Source organism: Streptomyces sp. NPDC026575 (assembly GCF_055567415.1).
On sequence record NZ_JBVHQM010000002.1, the window covers coordinates 146485 to 169513 of the forward strand.

Sequence of the window (23029 nt, forward strand, 5' to 3'; positions counted from 1 at the left end):
TCACTGACGGTTCCCGATCCTCGCATGGACCGGCCCAGGGGGCGCACGACCACCACCTCTTCCCCGACTTCGCACTGATTTCGGGCGCCCGGCCGGCGCACCGCGCGAGGGCCGCCACCGCAGGCCGGGGAAGCCTGGGCGCATGACCCGGATGCCCGCTCACACATGCCGTACGGGCGCCGAGCGGGCATGATCTCCAAACGGGTGGACAGGCGACACAGCAGACACGGGGGACCAAACCCCCAAGCCCCCGGACACGCCACCGAGGAGGAGGATCCCGTGACCCGCAAGGACAGCGTGCGCGCCGCGACCTGCACGGCCAAGGACAGCGTGCGGCACGCCGCGGAGGCGGTGGCACCGTATGCCGGTACGGCCAAGGACGCCGCCGCGCACTACGCGCACGAGGCCCGTACGCGTATGGCCCCGAAGGTGGCCGAGGCTGCCCACCAGGCCCGGTCGCAGTACGACGCCCATCTGCAGCCGCGTATCGAGCACGCACGCGGCACGCTGCCGCCCAAGGTGGACGCCGCGGCGACCCGGGCCGCCCGCCGGACCCGCAAGGCGGCACGGCATGCGGCCGAGTACACCGCGCCCCGGCTGGAGCACGCCGTGACCAGCGCGCGGGCCGCGGCCGAGCCGGTCCGCGAGGAGGCGCTCGCCCGCGGCAGCGCCGCGCTCGCCGCGCTCCGCGGCCAGGTGACGGCCGCCGAGATCACCAGGCTCCAGAAGAAGCACAGCCGCCGCGCCAAGTGCGGCCGGGCCACCAAGCGCCTCGCCGTGATCGGCGTCGTGGTCGGCGGTGCGATCGCCGCCTGGAAGTGGTGGGACAAGCAGGCCAACCCCGACTGGCTGGTCGAGCCGCCGGCGCCCACCGAGGTCGGCGAACGCGGGCGGCTGAGCGCGGTCGACGGCAGCGAGGGCGCGCCGCTCGACCCCGAGGTCCAGTCCAAGCAGGCCGAGGCGGAGGCCGACGAACGCCGCCGCGGAGGCAACACGGCCTGACGCCGGGCGGCCGGAATTCACCGGGCCGTGCCCACCGCCGTAGGAGGGCGGTGGGCACGGCCCGTTCGCGCAGAGCTGCAGCGGTCCCGCCCCGGCGCGGATGACGACCCGTCAGCGCGGCCCGTCAGGGATGGAAAAAGCCCCTCTGACCAGCGGTGACGCCGATCGGAAGGGCTTGAGGAGTGGAGCCTAGGGGAGTCGAACCCCTGACATCTGCCATGCAAAGACAGCGCTCTACCAACTGAGCTAAGGCCCCTTCGCGCACCAGGGTACCCGGTGTCCGGCCGCTTTCCCGACCGGGTATCGCCGCACACCGTCGCTCTCCGTAGGATGCTTCGCGAGATTCGCGGCAGCGAACCGACCGGGGAGACAGGGGACAGGGCATGGACACAGCACAGCAGGAAGCCACCGCGCGGGCCCGGGAGCTCCAGCGCAGTTGGTACGGGGAGCCTCTGGGTGCGCTGTTCCGCCGTCTCATCGACGACCTCGGTCTCAACCAGGCCCGGCTGGCCTCGGTGCTCGGCCTGTCCGCGCCGATGCTCTCCCAGCTGATGAGCGGGCAGCGCGCGAAGATAGGCAACCCGGCTGTGGTGCAGCGGGTCCAGGCGCTGCAGGAGCTGGCCGGTCAGGTCGCGGACGGCAGCGTCAGCGCCGCCGAGGCCACCGACCGCATGGAGGAGATCAAGAAGACGGCGGGCGGCTCGGTGCTGAACAACACCGCGCAGCAGACCTCGTCGACGGGGGCGACCACGGTGCGGCGCGTGGTGCGGGAGATCCAGTCGCTGCTGCGATCGGTCTCCGACGCCGGCGACATCATCGATGCGGCGAACACCCTCGCCCCCACTCACCCCGAACTGGCAGAGTTCCTCCGGGTCTACGGTGCCGGTCGTACCGCGGACGCGGTCGCGCACTACGAGGCGCACCAGGGCTAGGGCCAGACCTGGAACCGCAGCCACAGGGGACGTCGTGAGTTCAGAAGCGGACGGGGCGCAATGGGTGAGATCTTCGCCGGCCGGTACGAGCTGATCGATCCGATCGGACGGGGCGGGGTGGGCGCGGTCTGGCGCGCCTGGGACCACCGGCGCCGCCGCTATGTCGCGGCGAAGGTGCTGCAGCAGAGCGATGCGCACACACTCCTGCGGTTCGTCCGCGAACAGGCGCTGCGGATCGACCATCCGCATGTGCTGGCCCCGGCGAGCTGGGCCGCGAACGACGACAAGGTGCTGTTCACCATGGATCTGGTGAACGGCGGCTCGCTGGCGCATCTGATCGGCGACTACGGGCCGCTGCCGCCGCGGTTCGTGTGCACGCTCCTGGACCAGCTGCTGGCCGGGCTCACCGCGGTGCACGCGGAGGGCGTGGTGCACCGCGACATCAAGCCGGCGAACATCCTGCTGGAGTCCACCGGCACCGGCCGGCCGCATCTGCGTCTGTCGGACTTCGGCATCGCGATGCGCAAGGGCGAGCCGCGCCTGACCGAGACCAACTATGTGGTGGGCACGCCCGGTTATTTCGCGCCGGAGCAGATGCTGGGTGCCGAACCGGACTTCCCGGCGGACCTGTTCGCGGTCGGTCTGGTCGCGGTGTATCTGCTCACCGGCACCAAGCCGGACGCCGAGGCCCTGGTCGGGCACTTCGCGCAGCACGGCATCCCCAGCGCGCCCGAGGGCGTGCCGGAGCCGCTGTGGCACGTCCTGGCGTCCCTGGTGCACCCGAACCCGGACTCCCGGTTCAAGACGGCCACGGGCGCGCGCAAGGCGGTCCTGGCGGCGGTGGAGATGCTGCCGGACAGCACGCTTGAGGAAGAGGTCGTCGAGGTCTTCGACCACATAGGCCCGCTGCCGGCCGGGTTCGGACCGGACGGGCCCCTGGCGGCCGAGGACCCTTCCGGGACGCCGACGTCCGGCGCCGCGGTGGGCGGCGGTGCCACGGGGCACGTTTCCATGTCGGACACCGGCAGCTTCCAGCTCGCGCCGCCGGAGCCGAGCACCCCGCCGACGCCGACACCGACACCAGCACCGCCTTCCGTCCCGGCTCCCGCGCCGATGCCGGCGCAGACGCCTCCCCCGCTGCCCGCGTACGAGCCCACCGCGGCCGTCCGTCCGGAGTACCCCGCGACCCGCCCCTACACGGCCGGGCCGCACCCTGTTCCCGCACCGGCACCGCACGGCGCGACCGTCGCCGCCCCGGCCGCGGCGCCGCCCGCGTCGTACAGGAAGCCGGGACCGCCCCCGAAGGTCGCGGTCCCGGTGCTGATCGTCGCGCTGCTGTGCATCGCGGTCGGGGTCTGGGCGCTGGTCTCCGCCTGACGCACCGCTGCGGGGCGGGCCGCGGTACGGCGGCGCCCGGCTACCAGCCCTGCGGCGGCCCGGACTGCCGGGTGTGCTGGGCCTGTTGGGCGGACTGCGTCGGCTGGTGCGGCAGCACGGGCTGTGCCCCCGGTCCGCCGGCAGCGCCCTGGGCCGCGGCCGCCGACCGCCGGGCCAGCAGCGTCCACGCCCCCAGCCCCACCAGCAGCACCACACCCGTGCCGATCCCGGCGTAGGCCACCGTCATCAGCGTGCCGCTCTTCTCCGCCTCCTGCGCGGACTGGCCCTTCCGCGCCGCCTCCTGGTCCTCGGGCGTCACGGAGAACACGCTGGTCGGCTCGGCGTAGCCGGGCGCGGCCTTGGCGGCGCCGCGGACGTCCACCCGGAGGGTGAACGGCGTGCCCTTGGGGAAGTACCGCGCCGCATCGGGGTGCAGGGTGACCTCAAGGAAGTACCAGCCCGCGAACCGCATCGCACTGACCTCGCGGGACACGGCGAAGCGATTGCCGTAGTCGACGGGCGCGGTGAACTCCCCGGCGCCGGCCGGCTTTCCGGTGTACGAGGCGTAGGTGCCGTCGCCGACCGCGCCGCGCGCCGGGTTGTAGACGGCCAGCCTGAGCGCCCTGGCGAGGAAGCCCGAGGCGGTGCCCGCGGAGGCGTTCGGCAGCTCCGCGCTCAGGTTGAGCCGCTGCCCCCAGTCCACCGGTACGCGGTAGAAGCGGGTCTCGCCCGGCCGGATCCGGTCCCGCCAGACGCCGGTGGCGACCGAGCCGGCGTCGTTGAAGCCGGTGCCTCCCTTGGCGCTGCGCTTGGTGGCGTCCGTGGGCAGCTCCGGCGCGGCGGTGCTCCAGGTCCCCTCGCCCGGCTGCGCGGGGGTGTTGCCCTTGAGCGGGGGCTCTTCGAGGTAGTCCAGCTCGATCGGCCAGGTCTCGGGACCGGAGGTCGCCGATCCCTTGCGGGTGATCACCAGGTAGTACGGGCCCGCCTTCTGGCAGCCCGAACGGTCGGCGCCGATGCGGCGGGTGGCGTAGTCGGCGAGCGGATAGGCCATGCCACCGCCGTTGTAGGACGGGCTGGCCTCGCTGTCGCAGGTGGCGCCGCTGCTGTCCTGGACGTTGAGGGTCAGCTTGTCGCCGTAGTCCTCGACCTTGGTGCCGGGCCTGGGCGCGGCGGCCACCGAGAAGTAGGCGCTGTGCCTGGCGTCCAGCGTGACGGCGTAGTACTTCTGCTCGCCGCGCTTGATGGCGTCGGTGTGCAGACCGGCCTTGAGCTGGGGAGCGTCCGTGGCGCTGGCGGTGCCCGTGACGGCCGTGGCGCCGTCCGCCATCCGGTAGCCCGGGACTTCGTCGGCCGAGGCCACCCCCACCGTCCCCGGCAGCACCGTCACCGCGGCGAGCGCCGCCAGCACGGCGACCGCTCTGTTGCGGTGTTTCACGTGAAACACCGTCCGAGTCGTCATGCGCCCCGTCACCACGAGCCACCCCTCATCGGATCCGAATTGCCCTCTGCGGCCGTCGGCTTCCTGCGCGCCCGTACGTAGGCCAGCGCGAGACCGGCCAGCAGCAGCACGCCCACTCCGCCGACGGCGAGAGCCACCACACGTCCGGTGGACCATCCTCCACCGCCGCCGTCCCCGCCGTCCGCCGAGGGCCCGGATTCGCCCGGAGAGGTGTCGGCCTTGGCAGCGGACGCCCCGGCTTCGGGACCGGACCTCCCCTTGCCCAGTACGGCGACCCGCAGCACCACACCGATCCGCGGATTCTCCGCGATCTGGGCGGCCTTGGCGCCCAGCGTCACCGCCAGATAGAAGTCGCCCTTGTCGTGCACGGGAATCACATTCGGGTGCGCCTCATAGCGGTTGGTCCAGGCGACCGGGACCGTTCCCATGCTGAGCGACGCCAGCCGCCCGTTGTAGGAGACCTGCCGGCTGAACTGGCCGGTACCGCTGCCGACCGGCGCGCGGGACGGCGTATAGACCTGGGTGGCCCCGTAGGACGTGTGGGAGCTGTATCCGCGAACCGTCGGCTCGTTGGCGAACTCCACGTCGTAGCGCAGCTGCTGTCCCCAGCCGACCGGCACCTTGTACCAAAGGGTCTGCGCCGGAAGGATCTTGTCCCGCCAGACGCCCGCGTGCAGCCTCCGGGCGTCGTTGAAGCCGGTGCCGCCGGTGACGTCCTTGGGGGCGCCGGTCGGCAGGGCGGCGTCCTTGCCGCCCGCGCCGTACTCCGGCGCGGACTGTGCGGGGGTGACACCCTTCGCCAGCGGATGTTCCACGTGAAACGTCAGCTCCATCGGCCAGCGCGCGGCGTCCGAGCCCTTGGCGGCCTTGCGCTCGACGACCAACCAGTAGCGGCCCGCCTTGTCGCAGGTGCTGGTGCCGCTCTGCGAAGGGACCCGGCTCACGCCCGAGGTCAGCGGTGTGGCGCCCTCCGTCTGCCCGAACATCTCACTGGTGGAGTCGCAGGAGCTGTCGGTGCCGTAGGCGATCCGGGTGCGCAGCGTGTCGAGGGAGTCGACGGCCGCGCCGGGCTGCGGCACGACGGTCGCCGAGAAGTCGGCGGTCGAGGCGGCGTCCAGATCGGTGGCGTAGTAGCGCTCTTCGTTGGGCCCGATGGAGTCCAGATACTGCCCGGGAGCGATGACGGGCGCGCCGCTCGCGGTCGCCGTACCGCGGACCTGCCTGCCCTTGAACCGATAGCCGTCCGCGGAGAGTTGGCCGGCCCGCTGGAGCTGGCGCGCCAGTGACTTCGCGTCAGGCGCGTCGTAGTACTGACCGTTGCCCGCCTTGGCGATGCACTCCAGCTGGGCGCGGGCCTTGCCGGCCACTTGGAAGCCGATGGTGTCGATATGCAGATCGACACCGGACGCGGCGAGTTGGGCGGCGACCTTGCACGGCGGCGGGGTCTGGCAGTTGTCCTCGCCGTCGGAGATCAGCAGGATCGTGCGCTTGCCGATCGAACCGCCGGCGGGCCGGGGGAGGTCCTCGGCCGCCTTGCGCAGGGACAGTCCGATGGGGGTGTCGCCCTTGGGCCGGAGGCCCGCGACGGCCTTCTTGAGGCCCGCACGGTCGAGGGGCGCGACCGGTTGCGCGAGCCGGGTGTCCTCGCAGCCCTTGGGCCGGTCGGCGCCGTAGACCCGCAGGCCGGTCGGATAGCCGTCGGGCAGTGCGTCGACGACCGTGCCGACGGCCTTGCGGGCGGAAGCGATCCGGGTGCTGCCGGAGCCGTCGTCGTCGGCCATCGAGCCCGACGAGTCGAGCACCATCACCATGCCGGTGCCCTCGGTGGGCGGCACCTTGGCGGGTGTGGCCGCAATGGCCTGAAACGGCGGGCCGGTCAGGGCCAGCAGCAGCCCGCCGAGCAACGCCACCGCCCCCCTGCGTGGTCGGTGTGCCATGTCCTGATCCCCCTTGTGTCCTGCTGGCCACATCACAGACAGAAGCTTTGCTAATGCAATCTAATGGTGTGCTATAGCAAACTCAAGAGGATCACCGTCACGGTCCTGCAACGACAACCAGCCACCCCGACCCGGCCACCGCATGCCGCCCCGCCCGCCCCCGGACATGCGAAACCCCGATCACCCAGCGGCAATCGGGGTTTCGCACCAGCATGCTGTGCGTTTATGGGTCTCAGACACCCGAACCTGCGGGCACGGAGTCGGTCGCCTCCGTCCACAGATCCTGCTCGGCGCGATCCGCCTGGATCTGGCGGTACACGAGGAGCCCGCCGATGGCGGCCAGTGCGACCAGGAGAAGCTTCTTCACCGCGCGACCTCGTCTTTCGTTGACGTAGGGGACCTATGTCGGCCGATGATACACACCGGCCGATACCGATCGGTTACCTAGCCCGCAGTCGGCAACACCTCGTCCGAGGACTGCTCCACGAGCCAACTTCCGCTTCTGTACAACGAATCGGCCCGGCCGGGGAGTTCCCCGGCCGGGCCGATTGTGCAGTGCGGCTACCAGGACTTGAACCTGGGGCCTCTTCCTTATCAGGGAAGCGCTCTAACCGTCTGAGCTATAGCCGCGCGTTCGCTGCACCGAAAGATTAGCGCACTTCAGAGGCGTTCCCAAAATCGGTTCCCGAGGGCCCCCGGAAGCCCTCCCGGCGAGGGCTCACTCGTCCTCGGCGAGCGTGAGCTCCACACCGCCGACGAAGCCGGCCGACAGGTTGTAGATGAAGGCGCCGAGGGTGGCCAGCGCGGTCGCCAGCACCACATCGATCACCGCGATGATCGACGTGAACAGCAGAACCCGCGGCAGCGACAGGAACGACTGCAGGTCGAAGCCGCCGCCCTCACCGGAGCCGGTCGCCTCGCTGATCGTCCCGCCGACGGTGGAGAAGACACCCATCGCGTTCATGACCATCCACAGCACCGCGACGGCCACGACCGTGCAGATGCCCAGCGCGATCGAGAGCAGGAAGCTGACCTTCATCACCGACCACGGATCGGCCCGCGCCACCCGCAGCCGGGCCTTGCGCGTCCTGGGGACCGTACGGGCGCCCGTACGCGGCCTGCGGACCGCCTGCCCGCCGCCCTGCCCACCGCCGGTGGGATACGCCTGAGGCGGCTGATACGGCTGCTGTGGGGCGCCCTGGGGCGGCTGGGCCGACCCCTGGGACTGCGGTTGCGGCTGGGGTTGTCGGGTGTCGGACACGGTTCTCCCCTGGTGCGAGCCCTCGTCTAGGGGGCCGTCGTCAGAAATGGCAGAGCCACGGGCGCTGTGCTCCGTCACGGTAGCGGGTCCGGACGGGGAGCTCTTCCTGCCTCCCTGTCCACCCGCCGCAGCGCCCGTGGCTCCACTCACGACCTGCTCCTTGCGCTACTCCGCCGCGAGCTCGGTCCCCTCGGCCTCCTCGGGCCCCTCGCCCGCGTCGACCTCCTCGGCTTCCCGGCCGGCCTCGGCGTTGCGCGCGATACCGACGACGGCATCCCGCTTGCCCAGGTTGATCAGCTGGACGCCCATGGTGTCACGGCCGGTCTCACGGACCTCGTTGACCCGGGTGCGGATCACGCCACCGCCGAGGGTGATGGCGAGGATCTCGTCCGTCTCCTCGACGACCAGCGCGCCGACCAGCGAGCCCCGGTCCTCGACGATCTTGGCGGCCTTGATTCCCAGGCCGCCGCGGCCCTGGACGCGGTACTCGTCGACCGCGGTGCGCTTGGCGTAGCCGCCGTCCGTGGCCGTGAAGACGTACGTACCGGCACGGACCACGTTCATCGAGAGCAGTTCGTCGCCCTCGCGGAAGCTCATGCCCTTCACACCTGAGGTGGCGCGGCCCATCGGGCGCAGCGCGTCGTCCGTCGCCGTGAAGCGGATCGACTGGGCCTTCTTGCTGATCAGCAGCAGATCGTCGGTGTCCGACACCAGCTCGGCGCCGATCAGCTCGTCGTCCGTGCCGTCCTCCTGCTCGCGCAGGTTGATCGCGATCACACCGCCGGAGCGCGGGGAGTCGTAGTCCTTGAGCGGGGTCTTCTTCACCAGGCCGGCCTTGGTGGCGAGCACCAGATACGGCGTGGCCTCGTAGTCGCGGATCGCCAGGATCTGCGCGATCTGCTCGTCCGGCTGGAAGGCGAGGAGGTTGGCGACGTGCTGGCCGCGCGCGTCGCGCCCCGCGTCCGGCAGCTCGTATGCCTTGGCGCGGTAGACCCGGCCCTTGTTCGTGAAGAACAGCAGCCAGTGGTGGGTGGTGGAGACGAAGAAGTGGTCGACGATGTCGTCTTCCTTGAGCTTCGTGCCCCGTACGCCCTTGCCGCCGCGCTTCTGGGAGCGGTAGTCGTCGGTCTTCGTGCGCTTCACATAGCCGCCACGGGTGATCGTGACGACGATGTCCTCCTCGGCGATCAGGTCCTCGATGGACATGTCGCCCTCGAAGGGCACCAGCTTGGAGCGCCGGTCGTCGCCGAACTTCTCGACGATCGCGGCGAGTTCCTCGCTGATGATCTGGCGCTGGCGCTCCGGGGAGGCCAGGATCGCGTTGTACTCGTTGATCTTGCGCTGCAGCTCGTCGTGCTCGGCGGTGATCTTCTGGCGCTCCAGGGCGGCCAGCCGGCGCAGCTGCATCTCCAGGATCGCGTTGGCCTGGATCTCGTCGATCTCCAGCAGGCCCATCAGGCCCTCGCGGGCCACCTCGACGGTCTCGCTGCGCCGGATCAGCGCGATGACCTCGTCGATGGCGTCCAGCGCCTTGAGCAGACCGCGCAGGATGTGCGCCCGCTCCTCGGCCTTGCGCAGCCGGAACTTCGTACGGCGGACGATGACCTCGATCTGGTGCGTCACCCAGTTGCGGATGAACGCGTCCAGGGAGAGCGTGCGCGGCACGCCGTCCACCAGGGCGAGCATGTTCGCACCGAAGTTGGTCTGCAGATCGGTGTGCTTGTAGAGGTTGTTGAGGACGACCTTGGCGACCGCGTCCCGCTTGAGGACGATGACCAGGCGCTGGCCGGTGCGCGAGGAGGTCTCGTCGCGGACGTCCGCGATGCCGCCGATCTTGCCGTCCTTGACCAGGTCGGCGATCTTCTGCGCGAGGTTGTCCGGGTTGACCTGGTACGGCAGCTCGGTGACCACCAGGCACTGGCGGTTCTGGATCTCCTCGACCGCCACCACCGCGCGCATCGTGATCGAGCCGCGGCCGGTGCGGTAGGCCTCCTCGATGCCCTTGCGGCCCACCACCAGCGCGCCGGTGGGGAAGTCCGGGCCCTTGATCCGCTCGATCAGCGCGTCCAGCAGCTCCTCGTGGGATGCCTCCGGGTGCTCCAGCGCCCACTGGGCGCCGGCCGCGACCTCGCGCAGGTTGTGCGGCGGGATGTTGGTGGCCATGCCGACCGCGATACCGGCCGAGCCGTTGATCAGCAGGTTGGGGAAGCGGGACGGCAGGACCGTCGGCTCCTGGTTGCGGCCGTCGTAGTTGTCCTGGAAGTCGACGGTCTCCTCGTCGATGTCCCGGAGCATCTCCATGGACAGCGACTTCATCTTGCACTCGGTGTACCGCATGGCCGCGGCCGGGTCGTTGCCCGGGGAGCCGAAGTTGCCGTTGGAGTCGACCAGCGGCATCCGCATCGACCACGGCTGCGCCAGGCGCACCAGCGCGTCGTAGATCGAGGAGTCGCCGTGCGGGTGGTACGTACCCATGACGTCGCCGACGACGCGGGCGCACTTGTAGAAGCCCTTCTCGGGGCGGTAGCCGCCGTCGTACATCGCGTACAGCACCCGGCGGTGGACGGGCTTGAGGCCGTCCCGCACGTCCGGCAGCGCACGCGAGACGATGACGGACATCGCGTAGTCGAGGTAGGAGCGCTGCATCTCCGTTTCGAGCCCGACGGGCTCGACGCGCATCCCGACGCCCTCGATGGCGGCGGGCGCGCCCTCGGCGGTCACGCCGTCCGGGGTCACAGGGGGGTTCTCGTCGGCCATGGTGGTTCAAAGTCCTTTCGAGCTGCGGCTGTTGTTCGGGCCGACAGGGCTCAGATGTCGAGGAAGCGGACGTCCTTGGCGTTGCGCTGGATGAACGAGCGGCGTGCCTCGACGTCCTCGCCCATGAGCACCGAGAACAGGTCGTCGGCGCGGGCCGCGTCGTCCAGCGAGACCTGGCCGAGGACGCGGTGGTCGATGTCCATGGTCGTCACCCGCAGCTCCTCGGCGTTCATCTCACCGAGACCCTTGAACCGCTGGATGGAGTCCTCGCGGATCCGCTTGCCGTTCTGCTTGCCCAGCTCGACCAGGGCGTCCCGCTCCGCGTCCGAGTAGGCGTACTCGAAGTCGTCCCGGCCCCACTTGATCTTGTACAGCGGCGGGCGGGAGAGGTAGACGTGTCCGGCCTCGACCAGCGGGCGCATGAAGCGGAACAGGAACGTCAGCAGCAGGGTGTTGATGTGCTGGCCGTCGACGTCGGCGTCCGCCATCAAGATGATCTTGTGGTAGCGGAGCTTCTCGATGTCGAAGTCCTCGTGCACGCCCGTGCCGAAGGCCGAGATCAGCGCCTGGACCTCGTTGTTCTGCAGGATCTTGTCGACCCGTGCCTTCTCGACGTTGAGGATCTTTCCTCGGATCGGCAGGATCGCCTGGTACTCCGGGTTGCGGCCGGACTTGGCCGAGCCGCCGGCGGAGTCGCCCTCGACGATGAAGATCTCGCACTTGGTGGGGTCGTTGGACTGACAGTCGCTCAGCTTGCCCGGCAGCGACGCCGTCTCCAGCAGGCCCTTGCGGCGGGTCAGATCGCGCGCCTTGCGGGCGGCCACACGGGCGGTCGCCGCCTGGATGCCCTTGCGGATGATGTCCGCGGCCTCGTTGGGGTTGCGATCCAGCCAGTCGTTGAGGTGCTCGTGGACCACCTTCTGGACGAAGGTCTTCACCTCGGTGTTGCCCAGCTTGGTCTTGGTCTGGCCCTCGAACTGCGGCTCGGCGAGCTTGACCGAGATGATCGCCGTCAGACCCTCGCGGATGTCCTCACCCGTGAGGTTGTCGTCCTTCTCGCGCAGCAGCTTCTTGTCGCGCGCGTAGCGGTTGATCAGACCCGTCAGCGCGGCGCGGAAGCCCTCCTCGTGGGTACCGCCCTCGTGGGTGTGGATGATGTTCGCGAAGCTGTAGACACCCTCGCTGTACTGGGTGTTCCACTGCATCGCGAGGTCGACGGAGAGGTTGCGCTCCTTGTCCTCGGCCTCCACCGAGACCACCGTCGGGTGCACCAGCTCGCCCTTGCGGGAGTTGAGGTACTTCACGAAGTCGACGATGCCGCCCTCGTAGTGGTACCGCACAGAGAGCGGCTTGCCGTCCTCGTCCACGTGGTCCGGGCGCTCGTCCTTGAGCGAGATGGCCAGCCCCTTGTTGAGGAAGGCCATCTCCTGGAAGCGCCGCGAGAGCGTCTCGAAGCTGTACGTGGTCGTCTCGAAGATGTCGCCGTCGGCCCAGAACGTCACCGACGTGCCGGACTCCTCCGTGGCTTCGTGCTTGGCCAGCGGAGCGGTCGGCACACCCTGCTTGTACTCCTGGGTCCAGCGGTAGCCGTCCGTGCGGATCTCGACCGCGACCCGCTGCGAGAGGGCGTTCACGACGGAGACACCCACGCCGTGCAGACCACCGGAGACCGCGTAGCCGCCGCCGCCGAACTTGCCGCCGGCGTGCAGCACCGTCAGCACGACCTCGACCGCCGGCTTGTTCTCGGACGGCACGATGCCGACGGGGATACCGCGGCCGTTGTCGACGACCCGGACACCGCCGTCCTGCAGGATCGTCACGTCAATGGTGTCCGCGTACCCCGCCAGCGCCTCGTCGACGGAGTTGTCGACGACCTCTTGCACGAGGTGGTGCAGGCCGCGCTCACCGGTGGAACCGATGTACATGCCGGGACGCTTACGGACCGCGTCCAGGCCTTCGAGGACGGTGATCGCGCTGGCGTCGTACGACTTCTCCACCGAGGAGTCGCCCAGGGCGCCGGCAGGAACCCCCTCTTCAGTAGAAACCGTGTTGTTCTCGTTGAGGTCGCCGGAGTCGGCCACGAAGCGCCCTTTCTGGCACAGCACGAGCCCTTCCGCGCCTGTGCGGGTCACCCCGGGAGGACAGGCGGGAGCGGCTGCGTCGTTCGACATGTTCCGCGAGTGGGCGGGATTGCCACCAGTCTACCGGTAGCGCTGACACTCATGGGGGTTTGCAGGCACCTGAGTCGTCATGTGCCGCCCTGAACTAGCGTCCGCCGACTCCCCATATCCGAGAAGGGGGGCCAGGACGCTCACACGGGCACTCAGCGCTTCCGACTGTCAACCGCCGGCTACCGTGAGCGGGGTCTCATCCGCCTCATGCGTTTACCGGCGCCTTGGGGCTCACCCGTAGGTGTCGCCGGGGCCCTTGCTGCCCGGTGCGCGCAGCGCTCCGTAACGGCGCGCGGGGCCGCCGGGGCCCAGCACCTTGATCAGCTTCACGGTGCCGTGTCCGAGGTCCTCGTTCAGGCGCGCCACCAGCGTCGGAGCCAGCAGCCGCAGCTGCGTCGCCCACGCCGTCGAATCGCACTGCACCGTCAGCACCCGGGCGTCCTCGTCGTACTTCTGCGGCTCGCAGTGCTGCGCCACCTCGGGTCCGACCAGCTGCGGCCAGCGCCCCATCACCCCGCCGACCGCGGCCGGGGTCTCCCAGCCGCGCTCCGTGATCAGCCGGTTGATCGCCGCGCCGAGCGGCAGCGGATCGCGGCCGTCCGCCCGCGCACCCGAGCGCAGCCCGCCGCGCCGGGCCTGCTTCTTCTGCTGTGCGGCCGCGCCCCGCGCACGCGCCTGCTCCTTGGCGGCCACCAGCGCCTGCCGGGCCAGATCCACACCGGACAGTTCCGGAGGCTTGGGCCGGCCGGGCTGCTCCTCGCTCACGCCGAGACCTCGCTCCGCTCGGCCTCGCATTCGCGAGGCGCGCGCCTTCTCATGGCTCGCTCGCTCCGCTCGCTCACGAGGTCACCTTCTCCACGGCGCCGTCGGCCACCGCATAGCGCGCCCCGGTCAACACCCCGGGCACGTCGTCGTCCACCGCCGCCGTCACCAGCACCTGCTCCCCGGGGGCCACCAGCTCCGCCAGCCGCTCCCGGCGCCGCGCGTCCAGCTCGGCGAAGACGTCGTCGAGGACGAGCACGGGCTCATTGCCCTCCGCGCCCAGCAGGTCGTACGAGGCCAGCCGCAGCGCCAGCGCATACGACCAGGACTCGCCGTGGCTGGCGTACCCCTTGGCCGGCAGCTGCCCCAGCTTGAGCAGCAGATCGTCGCGATGCGGGCCGACCAGCGTCACCCCGCGCTCGATCTCCCCCTTGCGGGCCTCGCCGAGCGCCGCCAGCAGCACGCCGTACAGCTCCTCGCGGGTCGAGGCGGCGGCCATCGCCTCGCCCGCCGAACCGCGGTACTCCAGCGTCACGGGCCCGCCGCCCGGCGCCAGCTGCTCGTACGCCTTGTCCGCGAGCGGCTGGAGCGCGGCGATCAGATCGAGGCGCTGCGCCAGCAGCTCGGCCCCGGCCCGCGCCAGATGCTGGTCCCAGACGTCCAGCGTCGACAGGTCCATCTGCCGCCCGCCGTGCCGCCGCGCCAGCGCCGCGGTCTTGAGCAGGGTGTTGCGCTGCTTGAGGACGCGGTCGTAGTCCGAACGCACCCCGGCCATCCGCGGCGAGCGCGCGGTGATCAGCTCGTCGAGGAACCGCCGGCGCTCCCCGGGGTCGCCCTTGACCAGCGCCAGATCCTCCGGCGCGAACAGCACCGTCCGTACGATGCCGAGCACATCACGCGGTCTGACCTGCGAGGACCTGTTGATACGGGCGCGATTGGCCCGGCCGGGGTTCAGCTCCAGCTCGACCAGCTGCTGGCGCTCGCCCTGGACGACCGCGGCACGGATGACGGCCCGCTCGGCGCCCATCCGCACCAGCGGGGCGTCCGAGGAGACCCGGTGGCTGCCGAGCGTGGCCAGATAGCCGACCGCCTCGACCAGATTGGTCTTGCCCTGGCCGTTGGGGCCCACGAACGCCGTGACGCCCGGTTCGAGCGGGACCTCGACCCGGGCGTACGAGCGGAAGTCGGCGAGCGACAGATGCGATACGTGCATGGCGGTGCGCCGACCTCCCCCGGCTTTCTGTTTCCTTGCCGCTACTGCTGTTACTGGGTTACTTCTTGCTCTCGACCGCGTGGCCGCCGAACTGGTTGCGCAGCGCGGCGATCATCTTCATCTGCGGGGAGTCGTCCTGGCGGGACGCGAAGCGCGCGAAGAGCGAGGCCGTGATCGCGGGCAGCGGCACGGCGTTGTCGATGGCGGCCTCCACGGTCCACCGGCCCTCGCCGGAGTCCTGTGCGAAACCGCGCAGCTTCTCCAGGTGCTCGTCGTCGTCCAGCGCGTTGACGGCCAGGTCGAGCAGCCAGGAGCGGATGACCGTGCCCTCCTGCCAGGAGCGGAAGACCTCGCGGACGTCCGTGACGGAGTCGACCTTCTCCAGCAGCTCCCAGCCCTCGGCGAAGGCCTGCATCATCGCGTACTCGATGCCGTTGTGGACCATCTTCGCGAAGTGGCCGGCGCCGACCTTGCCGGCGTGCACCGAGCCGAACTCGCCCTCGGGCTTGAGGGCGTCGAAGATCGGCTGCACCTTGGCGACATCGTCCTTCTCGCCGCCGTACATCAGCGCATAGCCGTTCTCCAGGCCCCAGACGCCACCGGAGACACCGCAGTCGACGAAGCCGATGCCCTTGGCCTTCAGCTCCTCGGCGTGCTTCTCGTCATCGGTCCAGCGGGAGTTGCCGCCGTCCACGACGATGTCGCCCGGGGAGAGCAGCTCGGCCAGCTCGTCAATCGTGGACTGGGTGGCGGCGCCGGCCGGCACCATGACCCAGACCACCCGCGGGCCCTTGAGCTTGCCCACAAGCTCCTGGAGGCTGTTCACATCCGCCAGGTCCGGGTTGCGGTCGTAACCGACGACGGTGTGGCCGGCGCGGCGAATGCGCTCGCGCATGTTGCCGCCCATCTTGCCGAGACCGACGAGACCGAGCTCCATCAGAGACCCTCTTTGCACGTAGTCGTTGCTGGTGTTCCCGAGTCCGAGCCTACGCCCGCAGGTCCGTGCACAGCTGTGGGCTCAGCCGCTCATCGGGGCCCCTGTCAGCCAGTCGCCGCAAGGGCTCCGATGAGCATCCGGGCGCTCGGTACGGGGCCTGCCGACGGGCGCCCCCGGGTGTGCCGCAGCGCGCGGTCGCCCCGCGCGCTGCCAGCCGTCAGCCGTCAGCCGTCAGCCCGACAGCCGGACCGGCATGATCAGGTACTTGTACGCGTCGTCGGCCTCGGCGTCCTTGGCCGGGCGGCCGCTCAGCAGCGCCGGCTTGGTGGACGTCGTGAAGGACAGCTGGGCCACCGGGGAGTCGATGGCCGACAGGCCCTCCAGCAGGAAGCCGGGGTTGAAGGCGATCGAGATGTCGTCGCCGTCCAGATCCGCGTCGACCCTCTCCACAGCCTGTGCATCGTCGCTGGAGCCGGCCTCCAGGATCAGCACGCCCTGCTCGAAGCTCAGCCGGACCGGCGTGTTCCGCTCGGCCACCAGCGCCACACGCTTGACGGCCTCGACGAACGGGGCGGTCTCGATCACGGCGACGGAGTTGAACTCGGTCGGGAAGAGCGTGCGGTACTTGGGCAGGTCGCCCTCCAGCAGACGCGTCGTCGTCCGTCGGCCGGCGCCCTCGAAACCGATCAGGCCCTCGCCCTGGCCGGAGCCGGACAGCGCGAGCGTGACGGTGTCGCCGCTGCTCAGCGACTTGGCGGTGTCCAGCAGCGTCTTCGCCGGGACGAGCGCGACCGCGGAGGCGTCCGGGCTCTCCGGCTTCCACAGGAACTCGCGCACCGCGAAGCGGTAGCGGTCGGTGGAGGCGAGGGTGACGGTGTCGCCCTCGATCTCGATCCGTACGCCGGTGAGCACCGGGAGGGTGTCGTCGCGGCCGGCGGCGATGGCCACCTGGGCGGCGGCAGCGGCGAAGACCTCACCGGGGACGGTGCCGGTGGCGGTGGGCATGGTCGGCAGCGACGGGTACTCCTCCACAGGAAGGGTGTGGAGGGTGAACCGCGAGGAGCCGCAGACGACGGTCACTCGTACACCGTCGGTGGAAATCTCCACCGGGCGGTTGGGGAGCGCGCGGCAGATGTCGGCGAGCAGCCGGCCGGAGACGAGGACGGTGCCCTCCTCCTCGACCTCGGCCTCCACCGAGACCCGCGCCGAGACCTCGTAGTCGAAGCCGGAGAGGCTCAGTGCGCCGTCCTCCGCCTTCAGCAGCAGGCCCGCGAGGACGGGCACCGGCGGACGGGCCGGGAGGCTCTTGGCCGCCCAGGCCACTGCCTCCGCGAGTACATCGCGCTCCACCCGGATCTTCACCGGAAACCGCCTCCTGCTGTTGCTGGCTCTCGCCCTGCTGGCCTTCTTCGTCGGCTGGGTTGCCGGAGACCAGTCTGACGCACGCCACCGACAGTCGGTGCGGCTCGGGGTCAAGTCGGCTCGACCGGTCCCGGACGCCCGGCGGCCAACTTGTGCACAGGCCCCGTTTCCGAACGAGTTCCCCGGTAGATATCCGTGGTCGTAGTAGTAGGGGCTGTGGAAACCGTGGACAACTGCCTTTGCGCAGGTCAACGCGGATTTTTTGTCCACTGCCCCTGTGGGCGGCGGCCGTGGAAAAACCGGGGGTTCTGTGGACCGCCGGAAGTTCTGCACACCCGATGCACAGGGCGGGGGTACTTCTCCCCAGTGCCATCCCCAGCTTTACCCACGTTCCCCACAGCCCAACCCACCACCTTGGTGTGACCGCTTTCACTCGGCGCGGTGAGGAGGGGTGTTGTGTTGCCGAACAGTGGACAGGGGTGTGGAGAAGCCGGAGATTGCTGGGGACAACAGCCGCTCTTCTGTGGGCGGCCGGTGGACAAGACATCCACCGCCCTGTGGACGGTTTCGCTGTCCACAGCCTGTGGAGATTGGTTGGCCACAATTCCACACGCTGCTGACCTCCCCCGATGCTCCGTCAGAAGCCCGGCCTGTGGATCCCACAGGGATAACTTTCCTCTCCCCAGGGTGTGGACGGAAGAATCTTGCCCAATCTGTGGAGAGAGGCCGTGACCAGGCACGGAATCGAACACGGCCGGTGCGCTCCACAGGTTTGGGACGGGCCCGGGACGGGACCGGGGGGCGTTCCTGGAGCGGACGGGGAGGGCTCCGGGAGCGCGCGGCAGTGGCTCCGGGCGGCGGTGAAGCGGCTCTGCAGCGGCTCTGAAGCGGTGCGCGAGCGTCCGTCCCCTCCCCCTATACGCAAGGGCGCCCCGGGAGCGAGTCCCGGGGCGCCCTGGGTGCGCCTGCGGCGGCGGCCGGCGGCCTCAGCCGTTCTTGATGCGGTTGGTGAGCTCGGTGACCTGGTTGTAGATCGAGCGCCGCTCGGCCATCAGCGCGCGGATCTTGCGGTCCGCGTGCATCACGGTCGTGTGGTCCCGGCCGCCGAACTGCGCGCCGATCTTCGGCAGCGAGAGATCGGTCAGCTCGCGGCACAGGTACATGGCGATCTGCCGGGCGGTCACCAGCACCCGGCTGCGCGAGGAGCCGCACAGATCGTCGATGGTCAACCCGAAGTAGTCGGCGGTGGACGCCATGATCGCGGTCGCGGTGATCTCCGGCGCGGCGTCCTCGCCCCCGGGGATCAGATCTTTCAGCACGATCTCGGTCAGCCCCAGGTCGACGGGCTGCCGATTGAGCGAGGCGAACGCGGTGACCCGGATCAGCGCGCCCTCCAGCTCGCGGATGTTGCGCGAGATGCGGGACGCGATGAACTCCAGCACCTCCGGCGGCGCGTTCAGCTGCTCCTGCACCGCCTTCTTGCGCAGGATCGCGATCCGGGTCTCCAGCTCGGGCGGCTGGACGTCGGTGATCAGGCCCCACTCGAAGCGGTTGCGCAGCCGGTCCTCCAGGGTGACCAGCTGCTTGGGCGGCCGGTCACTGGAGAGCACGATCTGCTTGTTGGCGTTGTGCAGCGTGTTGAAGGTGTGGAAGAACTCCTCCTGCGTCGACTCCTTGCTCGCCAGGAACTGGATGTCGTCGACCAGCAGGATGTCCATGTCGCGGTAGCGCTTGCGGAACGCGTCCGCCTTGCCGTCGCGGATGGAGTTGATGAACTCGTTGGTGAACTCCTCCGAGCTCACGTACCGCACCCGGGTGCCCGGGTACAGGCTCCGCGCGTAGTGCCCGATCGCATGCAGCAGGTGGGTCTTGCCGAGGCCCGACTCCCCGTAGATGAACAGGGGGTTGTACGCCTTGGCCGGGGCCTCGGCGACGGCGACCGCGGCGGCGTGCGCGAAGCGGTTGGAGGCGCCGATGACGAAGGTGTCGAAGAGGTACTTCGGGTTCAGCCGCGCGGTCGGCTCACCGGGGCCGGTCGCCGGCGCGGGCTGCGCGGCGAGCGGGCTGGGCGCACCGCTGGGCGCGGGCAGTGCGGCGCCGGGACCGGAGCGGCCGTTGTGCCCGCCGGGCTGGTGCTCGGTGAGATCGCGGCGCTGCTGCTCGTACGCGGGGCGCCCACCGTCGGAGTGCTGCGGCGGCCCGCCGCGGTCGGGTGCCTGCGCGCGGAAGTCGTTCTGGTGCTGCTGGTGCTGCGGTACGTGCGAGGGGGAGGCGTACGGGTCGCGCTCGGGGAAGCCGCCGAGGTGCTGCTGCTGCCATCCGTAGTCGTCACGCGGTCCGGGGCCGCCGGCGAGGGGGGCGGAGTGCTGCGGCCAGGAGCCGGGCTCGTGCCGGGGCTGCTGGTAGTCGGGGTAGGCGGGCCGGACGCCGGGCAGGTCGTCGCCCTGGTGCCCGTAGCCCTGCCGGGTGTCGTGGCGGCGCTCGTAGTCGTATGCGTCGTGCTGCTGCGGTGACTGATGCGGCTGCTGGTGGCGCGGGGCCTGCTGCTGCGACTGGTGCTGCTGCGGCTGGTGCTGCGCGGGCGCGGCCGGCGCCGGGGGCTCCTCGGAGGAGTCGTCGACGGTGATCGCGATCCGGATCGGCCGGCCGCACTCATGGCTGAGGGCTTCGCCGATCAGCGGTGCCAGCCGGCCCTCCAGCACGCCCTTGGCGAATTCGTTGGGGACGGCGAGCAGTGCGGTGTCGGCGACCAGCGCCAGCGGCTGGGTGCGCTTGAGCCAGTCCTGGTCCTTGGGCTTGAGGCCGTCGGCTTCCGCCCGGAGGAGATGGTCGAGCACTCGGGGCCACACTGCGGCAAGATCGGCAGGTACATCAGCCACAGGGCACGCTCTCTCACAGTCCCACGAATGTGTGATTCTCAGGACGGGCGGGAAGGAATCGGAGTTCAGCCACGGTAGTCAGGGCGGGCCTGGGGATTCAAGTTGTTGTCCACAGGCTGTGCATAGTGTGTCCTGACGAGCGGCCCCTCGTGCTGCCGAGGAGCCGGTTTGACCGGATGGCGTAGCCGCGCGTACCGTGACCAGGTCGAGTTGTCGATGGCTGCTGCCGCCTGCCTCCGATGGGCAAAGATCGCGCTCTGGTGATCGTGAAGCGGTGCACTTAGGCGTTGCGAGTTACTCGTGGGCGCACGGTGACAGCCAACGACGCCCCACATCTGTCTCACCTTGAGACAACAAGCATTCCTGGAGCCCCCGAGTGAGCAAGCGCACCTTCCAGCCGAACAACCGCCGCCGCGCGAAGACCCACGGCTTCCGTCTGCGCATGCGGACCCGCGCCGGCCGCGCGATCCTCGCGTCCCGCCGTGGCAAGGGTCGCGCCCGCCTGTCGGCCTGAGCAGCCTGAACCTAGGTCCATGACGTGCTGCCTACCGAAAATCGGCTGAGGCGGCGCGAGGACTTTGCGACCGCGGTACGCCGGGGACGCAGGGCCGGGCGCCCGCTCCTTGTCGTTCATTGTCGTAGCGGTGCAACGGACCCGCACGCAGCGGGGGAATGCGTTCCCCCGGCGCGTGCGGGTTTCGTCGTGAGCAAGGCCGTTGGCATCGCGGTCGTGCGCAACAGGGTCAAGCGCAGACTCCGTCATCTCATGCGCGACCGGCTGGACCGGCTGCCCGCCGGTAGCCTGGTTGTCGTACGGGCCCTGCCCGGCGCGGGCGACGCGGATCACGACCAGCTGGCCCGCGACCTGGACGCCGCCCTTGAGCGGCTGCTGGGAGGGGCGCCGAAAGGCTGCAATCCCCCCGGAGCCGTGACCGGCGGCGGCAGCGCCGCGGGCTCCCGGAACCCCGGCCGGGGCCCGGGAGGGAGCGCACAGTGAAGTACCCGCTGCTGCTTTTGATCAAGATCTACCAGTGGACCATCAGCCCCCTGCTGGGCCCGGTCTGCAAGTACTACCCGTCGTGCTCGCACTATGGCTATACGGCCATCGACCGGCACGGCGCGGTGAAAGGGACTGCGCTGACGGCTTGGCGCATCCTGCGCTGCAACCCGTGGTCGCTCGGTGGCGTCGACCACGTCCCTCCCCGGAAGCGTCCGGTCTGGCATCAGCGGCTGAGGAGCCGTCTGGGTGGGACTGCTGTCCATGAGCCCGCCACCCAGCCCGAGACTCAGCCCAACGCCCAAGGAGCCTGATTCGTGGACACGATCCTGAATCCTCTCTATTACGCCGTTTCCTGGATCATCGTCCAGTTCCACTCGTTCTACGGCCTGATCTTTGATCCGAACAGTGGCGCGGCGTGGGGTCTGTCCATCGTCTCGCTGGTGGTGCTGATCCGTATCTGCCTGATCCCGCTCTTTGTGAAGCAGATCAAGTCGACGCGGAACATGCAGGCGCTCCAGCCGAAGATGAAGGCGATCCAGGAGCGCTACAAGAGCGACAAGCAGCGCCAGTCCGAAGAGATGATGAAGCTCTACAAGGAGACGGGCACCAACCCGCTCTCGAGCTGTCTCCCGATTCTGGCCCAGTCGCCCTTCTTCATCTCGCTGTACCAGGTCCTGAACCACATCGCCCAGAACAAGGTGGTCGGTGTCATCGACCAGCCTCTGCTGGAGAGTGCGCAGAAGGCACACATCTTCGGCGCCCCGCTGGCGGCGAAGTTCATGGACAGCGCGCAGAAGATCGAGAGCCTGGGCGCCTCGGTGACCGATGTCCGCGTGGTCACGGTCATCATGATCGTCCTGATGTCGGCGTCGCAGTTCTTCACCCAGCGCCAGCTGATGACCAAGAACGTCGACCTGACGGTGAAGACGCCGTTCATGCAGCAGCAGAAGATGCTGATGTACGTCTTCCCGATCATGTTCGCCGTCTTCGGTATCAACTTCCCCGTCGGTGTTCTCGTCTACTGGCTGACCACCAACGTGTGGACCATGGGCCAGCAGATGTTCGTCATCCGTCGTAACCCGACTCCCGGCAGCAAGGCATTCGAGGAGCGCCAGGAGCGGCTGCGGGCCAAGGGCAAGCTGGTCGAGGCTCCGGCCGAGATCGCGGCGAAGAAGGCCGCCGAGGAGGCGCGTCAGAACCGCCAGCAGCCCAAGCGCCAGACGAAGGCCAAGCGGCAGACCGGTGGTGCCCCGGCCGCCGGCGGCACGCAGCGTACGCGTGCCGGGTCGGCGGGCTCTGCCGAGGGCGGAGCGAAGAAGCAGTCGCTGGAGAAGAAGGACACGCAGGACGGCAAGGAGAAGGGCGGCGCCTCCGGGTCCCGCACCGCCAAGTCCGGACAGCGCAAGGGCCAGCAGCGCCCCAAGCACCCGTCGAAGAAGTAAGAAGGAGTCCTTTCGTGACGGACACGACCCCTGCCGCCGAGGGCACCGACACCCTGACCCGCCTTGAGCAGGAAGGCGAGATCGCGGCCGACTACCTTGAGGGTCTGCTGGACATCGCCGACCTCGACGGCGACATCGACATGGACGTCGAGGCCGACCGCGCCGCGGTGTCGATCATCAGCGACTCGACCAGCCGTGATCTGCAGAAGCTGGTGGGCCGCGATGGCGAGGTGCTGGAGGCACTGCAGGAGCTGACCCGGCTGGCCGTGCACCGGGAGACCGGTGACCGCAGCCGTCTGATGCTCGACATCGCCGGCTTCCGGGCCCGCAAGCGCGAGCAGCTCACGGAGATCGGCGCGAAGGCGGCCGAGGAGGCCAAGGGCACCGGCCAGCCGGTCAAGCTCGACCCGATGACGCCGTTCGAGCGCAAGGTCGTCCACGACGCCGTGGCAGCGGCCGGGCTGCGCAGCGAGTCCGAGGGCGAGGAGCCGGAGCGCCGAGTGGTAGTCCTCCCGGCCTGACGCTCAGCACGTCCGTT

18 protein-coding genes, 2 tRNA genes and 1 pseudogene are annotated in these 23029 nt (G+C 69.9%); 8 read left to right on the top strand and 13 right to left on the bottom strand.

The window, feature by feature from the left end; genetic code table 11:
• Positions 1–279: 279 nt before the first annotated feature.
• Positions 280–1002, top strand: coding sequence for a DUF5324 family protein (locus tag ACZ4NB_RS03000; RefSeq protein ID WP_467657899.1), 723 nt, complete (start codon positions 280–282; stop codon positions 1000–1002).
• 183 nt (positions 1003–1185) lie between these two features.
• Here ACZ4NB_RS03000 and ACZ4NB_RS03005 read toward each other — a convergent pair.
• A tRNA-Ala gene (locus ACZ4NB_RS03005) sits at positions 1186–1258 on the bottom strand.
• Positions 1259–1385: 127 nt separating this feature from the next.
• Here ACZ4NB_RS03005 and ACZ4NB_RS03010 point away from each other — a divergent pair.
• Together ACZ4NB_RS03010 and ACZ4NB_RS03015 are read left to right on the top strand one after the other, a co-directional pair.
• A complete protein-coding gene (locus tag ACZ4NB_RS03010; protein ID WP_467657901.1) occupies positions 1386–1934 on the top strand; it encodes a helix-turn-helix domain-containing protein in 549 nt (182 codons plus the stop codon).
• A gap of 60 nt (positions 1935–1994) precedes the next feature.
• Positions 1995–3311: a serine/threonine-protein kinase gene (locus tag ACZ4NB_RS03015; protein ID WP_467657902.1), complete on the top strand. Its 1317-nt coding sequence runs from the start codon at positions 1995–1997 to the stop codon at positions 3309–3311.
• Between the two features lie 40 nt (positions 3312–3351).
• Here ACZ4NB_RS03015 and ACZ4NB_RS03020 read toward each other — a convergent pair whose 3' ends face one another.
• From ACZ4NB_RS03020 to dnaA, 12 genes are all read right to left on the bottom strand, one after another.
• Positions 3352–4746 carry a hypothetical protein gene (locus tag ACZ4NB_RS03020; protein ID WP_467657903.1) on the bottom strand — a complete coding sequence of 465 codons (1395 nt, stop codon included), beginning with the start codon at positions 4744–4746 and terminating at the stop codon, positions 3352–3354.
• A 32-nt stretch (positions 4747–4778) separates the two neighbouring features.
• Positions 4779–6707 (bottom strand): vWA domain-containing protein, encoded by a 1929-nt coding sequence (locus tag ACZ4NB_RS03025; protein WP_467657905.1) that lies wholly within the window; start codon positions 6705–6707, stop codon positions 4779–4781.
• Positions 6708–6939: 232 nt separating this feature from the next.
• A complete protein-coding gene (locus ACZ4NB_RS03030) occupies positions 6940–7074 on the bottom strand; it encodes a DLW-39 family protein (RefSeq protein WP_003958712.1) in 135 nt (44 codons plus the stop codon).
• A gap of 189 nt (positions 7075–7263) precedes the next feature.
• A tRNA-Ile gene (locus ACZ4NB_RS03035) sits at positions 7264–7337 on the bottom strand.
• An 88-nt stretch (positions 7338–7425) separates the two neighbouring features.
• On the bottom strand, positions 7426–8118 hold the full coding sequence (locus ACZ4NB_RS03040) for a DUF3566 domain-containing protein (RefSeq protein ID WP_467657906.1): 693 nt from the start codon (positions 8116–8118) through the stop codon (positions 7426–7428).
• A gap of 15 nt (positions 8119–8133) precedes the next feature.
• Positions 8134–10725, bottom strand: a complete 2592-nt coding sequence (gene gyrA / locus ACZ4NB_RS03045) for a DNA gyrase subunit A (RefSeq protein WP_467657907.1) — start codon at positions 10723–10725, stop codon at positions 8134–8136.
• A 50-nt stretch (positions 10726–10775) separates the two neighbouring features.
• On the bottom strand, positions 10776–12830 hold the full coding sequence (gene gyrB, locus ACZ4NB_RS03050; protein WP_467658214.1) for a DNA topoisomerase (ATP-hydrolyzing) subunit B: 2055 nt from the start codon (positions 12828–12830) through the stop codon (positions 10776–10778).
• A 297-nt stretch (positions 12831–13127) separates the two neighbouring features.
• Positions 13128–13661, bottom strand: a complete 534-nt coding sequence (locus ACZ4NB_RS03055; protein ID WP_393485741.1) for a DciA family protein — start codon at positions 13659–13661, stop codon at positions 13128–13130.
• 73 nt (positions 13662–13734) lie between these two features.
• Positions 13735–14871 (bottom strand): DNA replication/repair protein RecF, encoded by a 1137-nt coding sequence (gene recF, locus ACZ4NB_RS03060; RefSeq protein ID WP_467657908.1) that lies wholly within the window; start codon positions 14869–14871, stop codon positions 13735–13737.
• A gap of 58 nt (positions 14872–14929) precedes the next feature.
• Positions 14930–15808, bottom strand: a complete 879-nt coding sequence (gene gnd, locus ACZ4NB_RS03065) for a phosphogluconate dehydrogenase (NAD(+)-dependent, decarboxylating) (RefSeq protein ID WP_399145855.1) — start codon at positions 15806–15808, stop codon at positions 14930–14932.
• Positions 15809–16039: 231 nt separating this feature from the next.
• Entirely contained in the window at positions 16040–17170 is a 1131-nt protein-coding gene (dnaN, locus tag ACZ4NB_RS03070) for a DNA polymerase III subunit beta (protein ID WP_033266997.1), read from the bottom strand.
• Between the two features lie 986 nt (positions 17171–18156).
• Positions 18157–20049: a chromosomal replication initiator protein DnaA gene (dnaA, locus tag ACZ4NB_RS03075; protein ID WP_467657910.1), complete on the bottom strand. Its 1893-nt coding sequence runs from the start codon at positions 20047–20049 to the stop codon at positions 18157–18159.
• Positions 20050–20425: 376 nt separating this feature from the next.
• Between dnaA and rpmH the strand changes: the two genes are divergently transcribed.
• The 5 genes and pseudogenes from rpmH (at position 20426) to ACZ4NB_RS03100 (ending at position 23012) form a co-directional block, all read left to right on the top strand.
• Positions 20426–20563, top strand: coding sequence for a 50S ribosomal protein L34 (rpmH, locus tag ACZ4NB_RS03080; RefSeq protein WP_003949374.1), 138 nt, complete (start codon positions 20426–20428; stop codon positions 20561–20563).
• Positions 20564–20587: 24 nt separating this feature from the next.
• Positions 20588–20956, top strand: a pseudogene (gene rnpA, locus ACZ4NB_RS03085) (ribonuclease P protein component); the annotation flags it as partial.
• Positions 20957–21042: 86 nt separating this feature from the next.
• Positions 21043–21360: a membrane protein insertion efficiency factor YidD gene (gene yidD, locus ACZ4NB_RS03090; protein ID WP_393485750.1), complete on the top strand. Its 318-nt coding sequence runs from the start codon at positions 21043–21045 to the stop codon at positions 21358–21360.
• A 3-nt stretch (positions 21361–21363) separates the two neighbouring features.
• Positions 21364–22491, top strand: coding sequence for a membrane protein insertase YidC (gene yidC / locus ACZ4NB_RS03095; protein WP_467657911.1), 1128 nt, complete (start codon positions 21364–21366; stop codon positions 22489–22491).
• A 14-nt stretch (positions 22492–22505) separates the two neighbouring features.
• Positions 22506–23012 carry a Jag family protein gene (locus ACZ4NB_RS03100; RefSeq protein WP_467657912.1) on the top strand — a complete coding sequence of 169 codons (507 nt, stop codon included), beginning with the start codon at positions 22506–22508 and terminating at the stop codon, positions 23010–23012.
• Positions 23013–23029 lie beyond the last annotated feature (17 nt).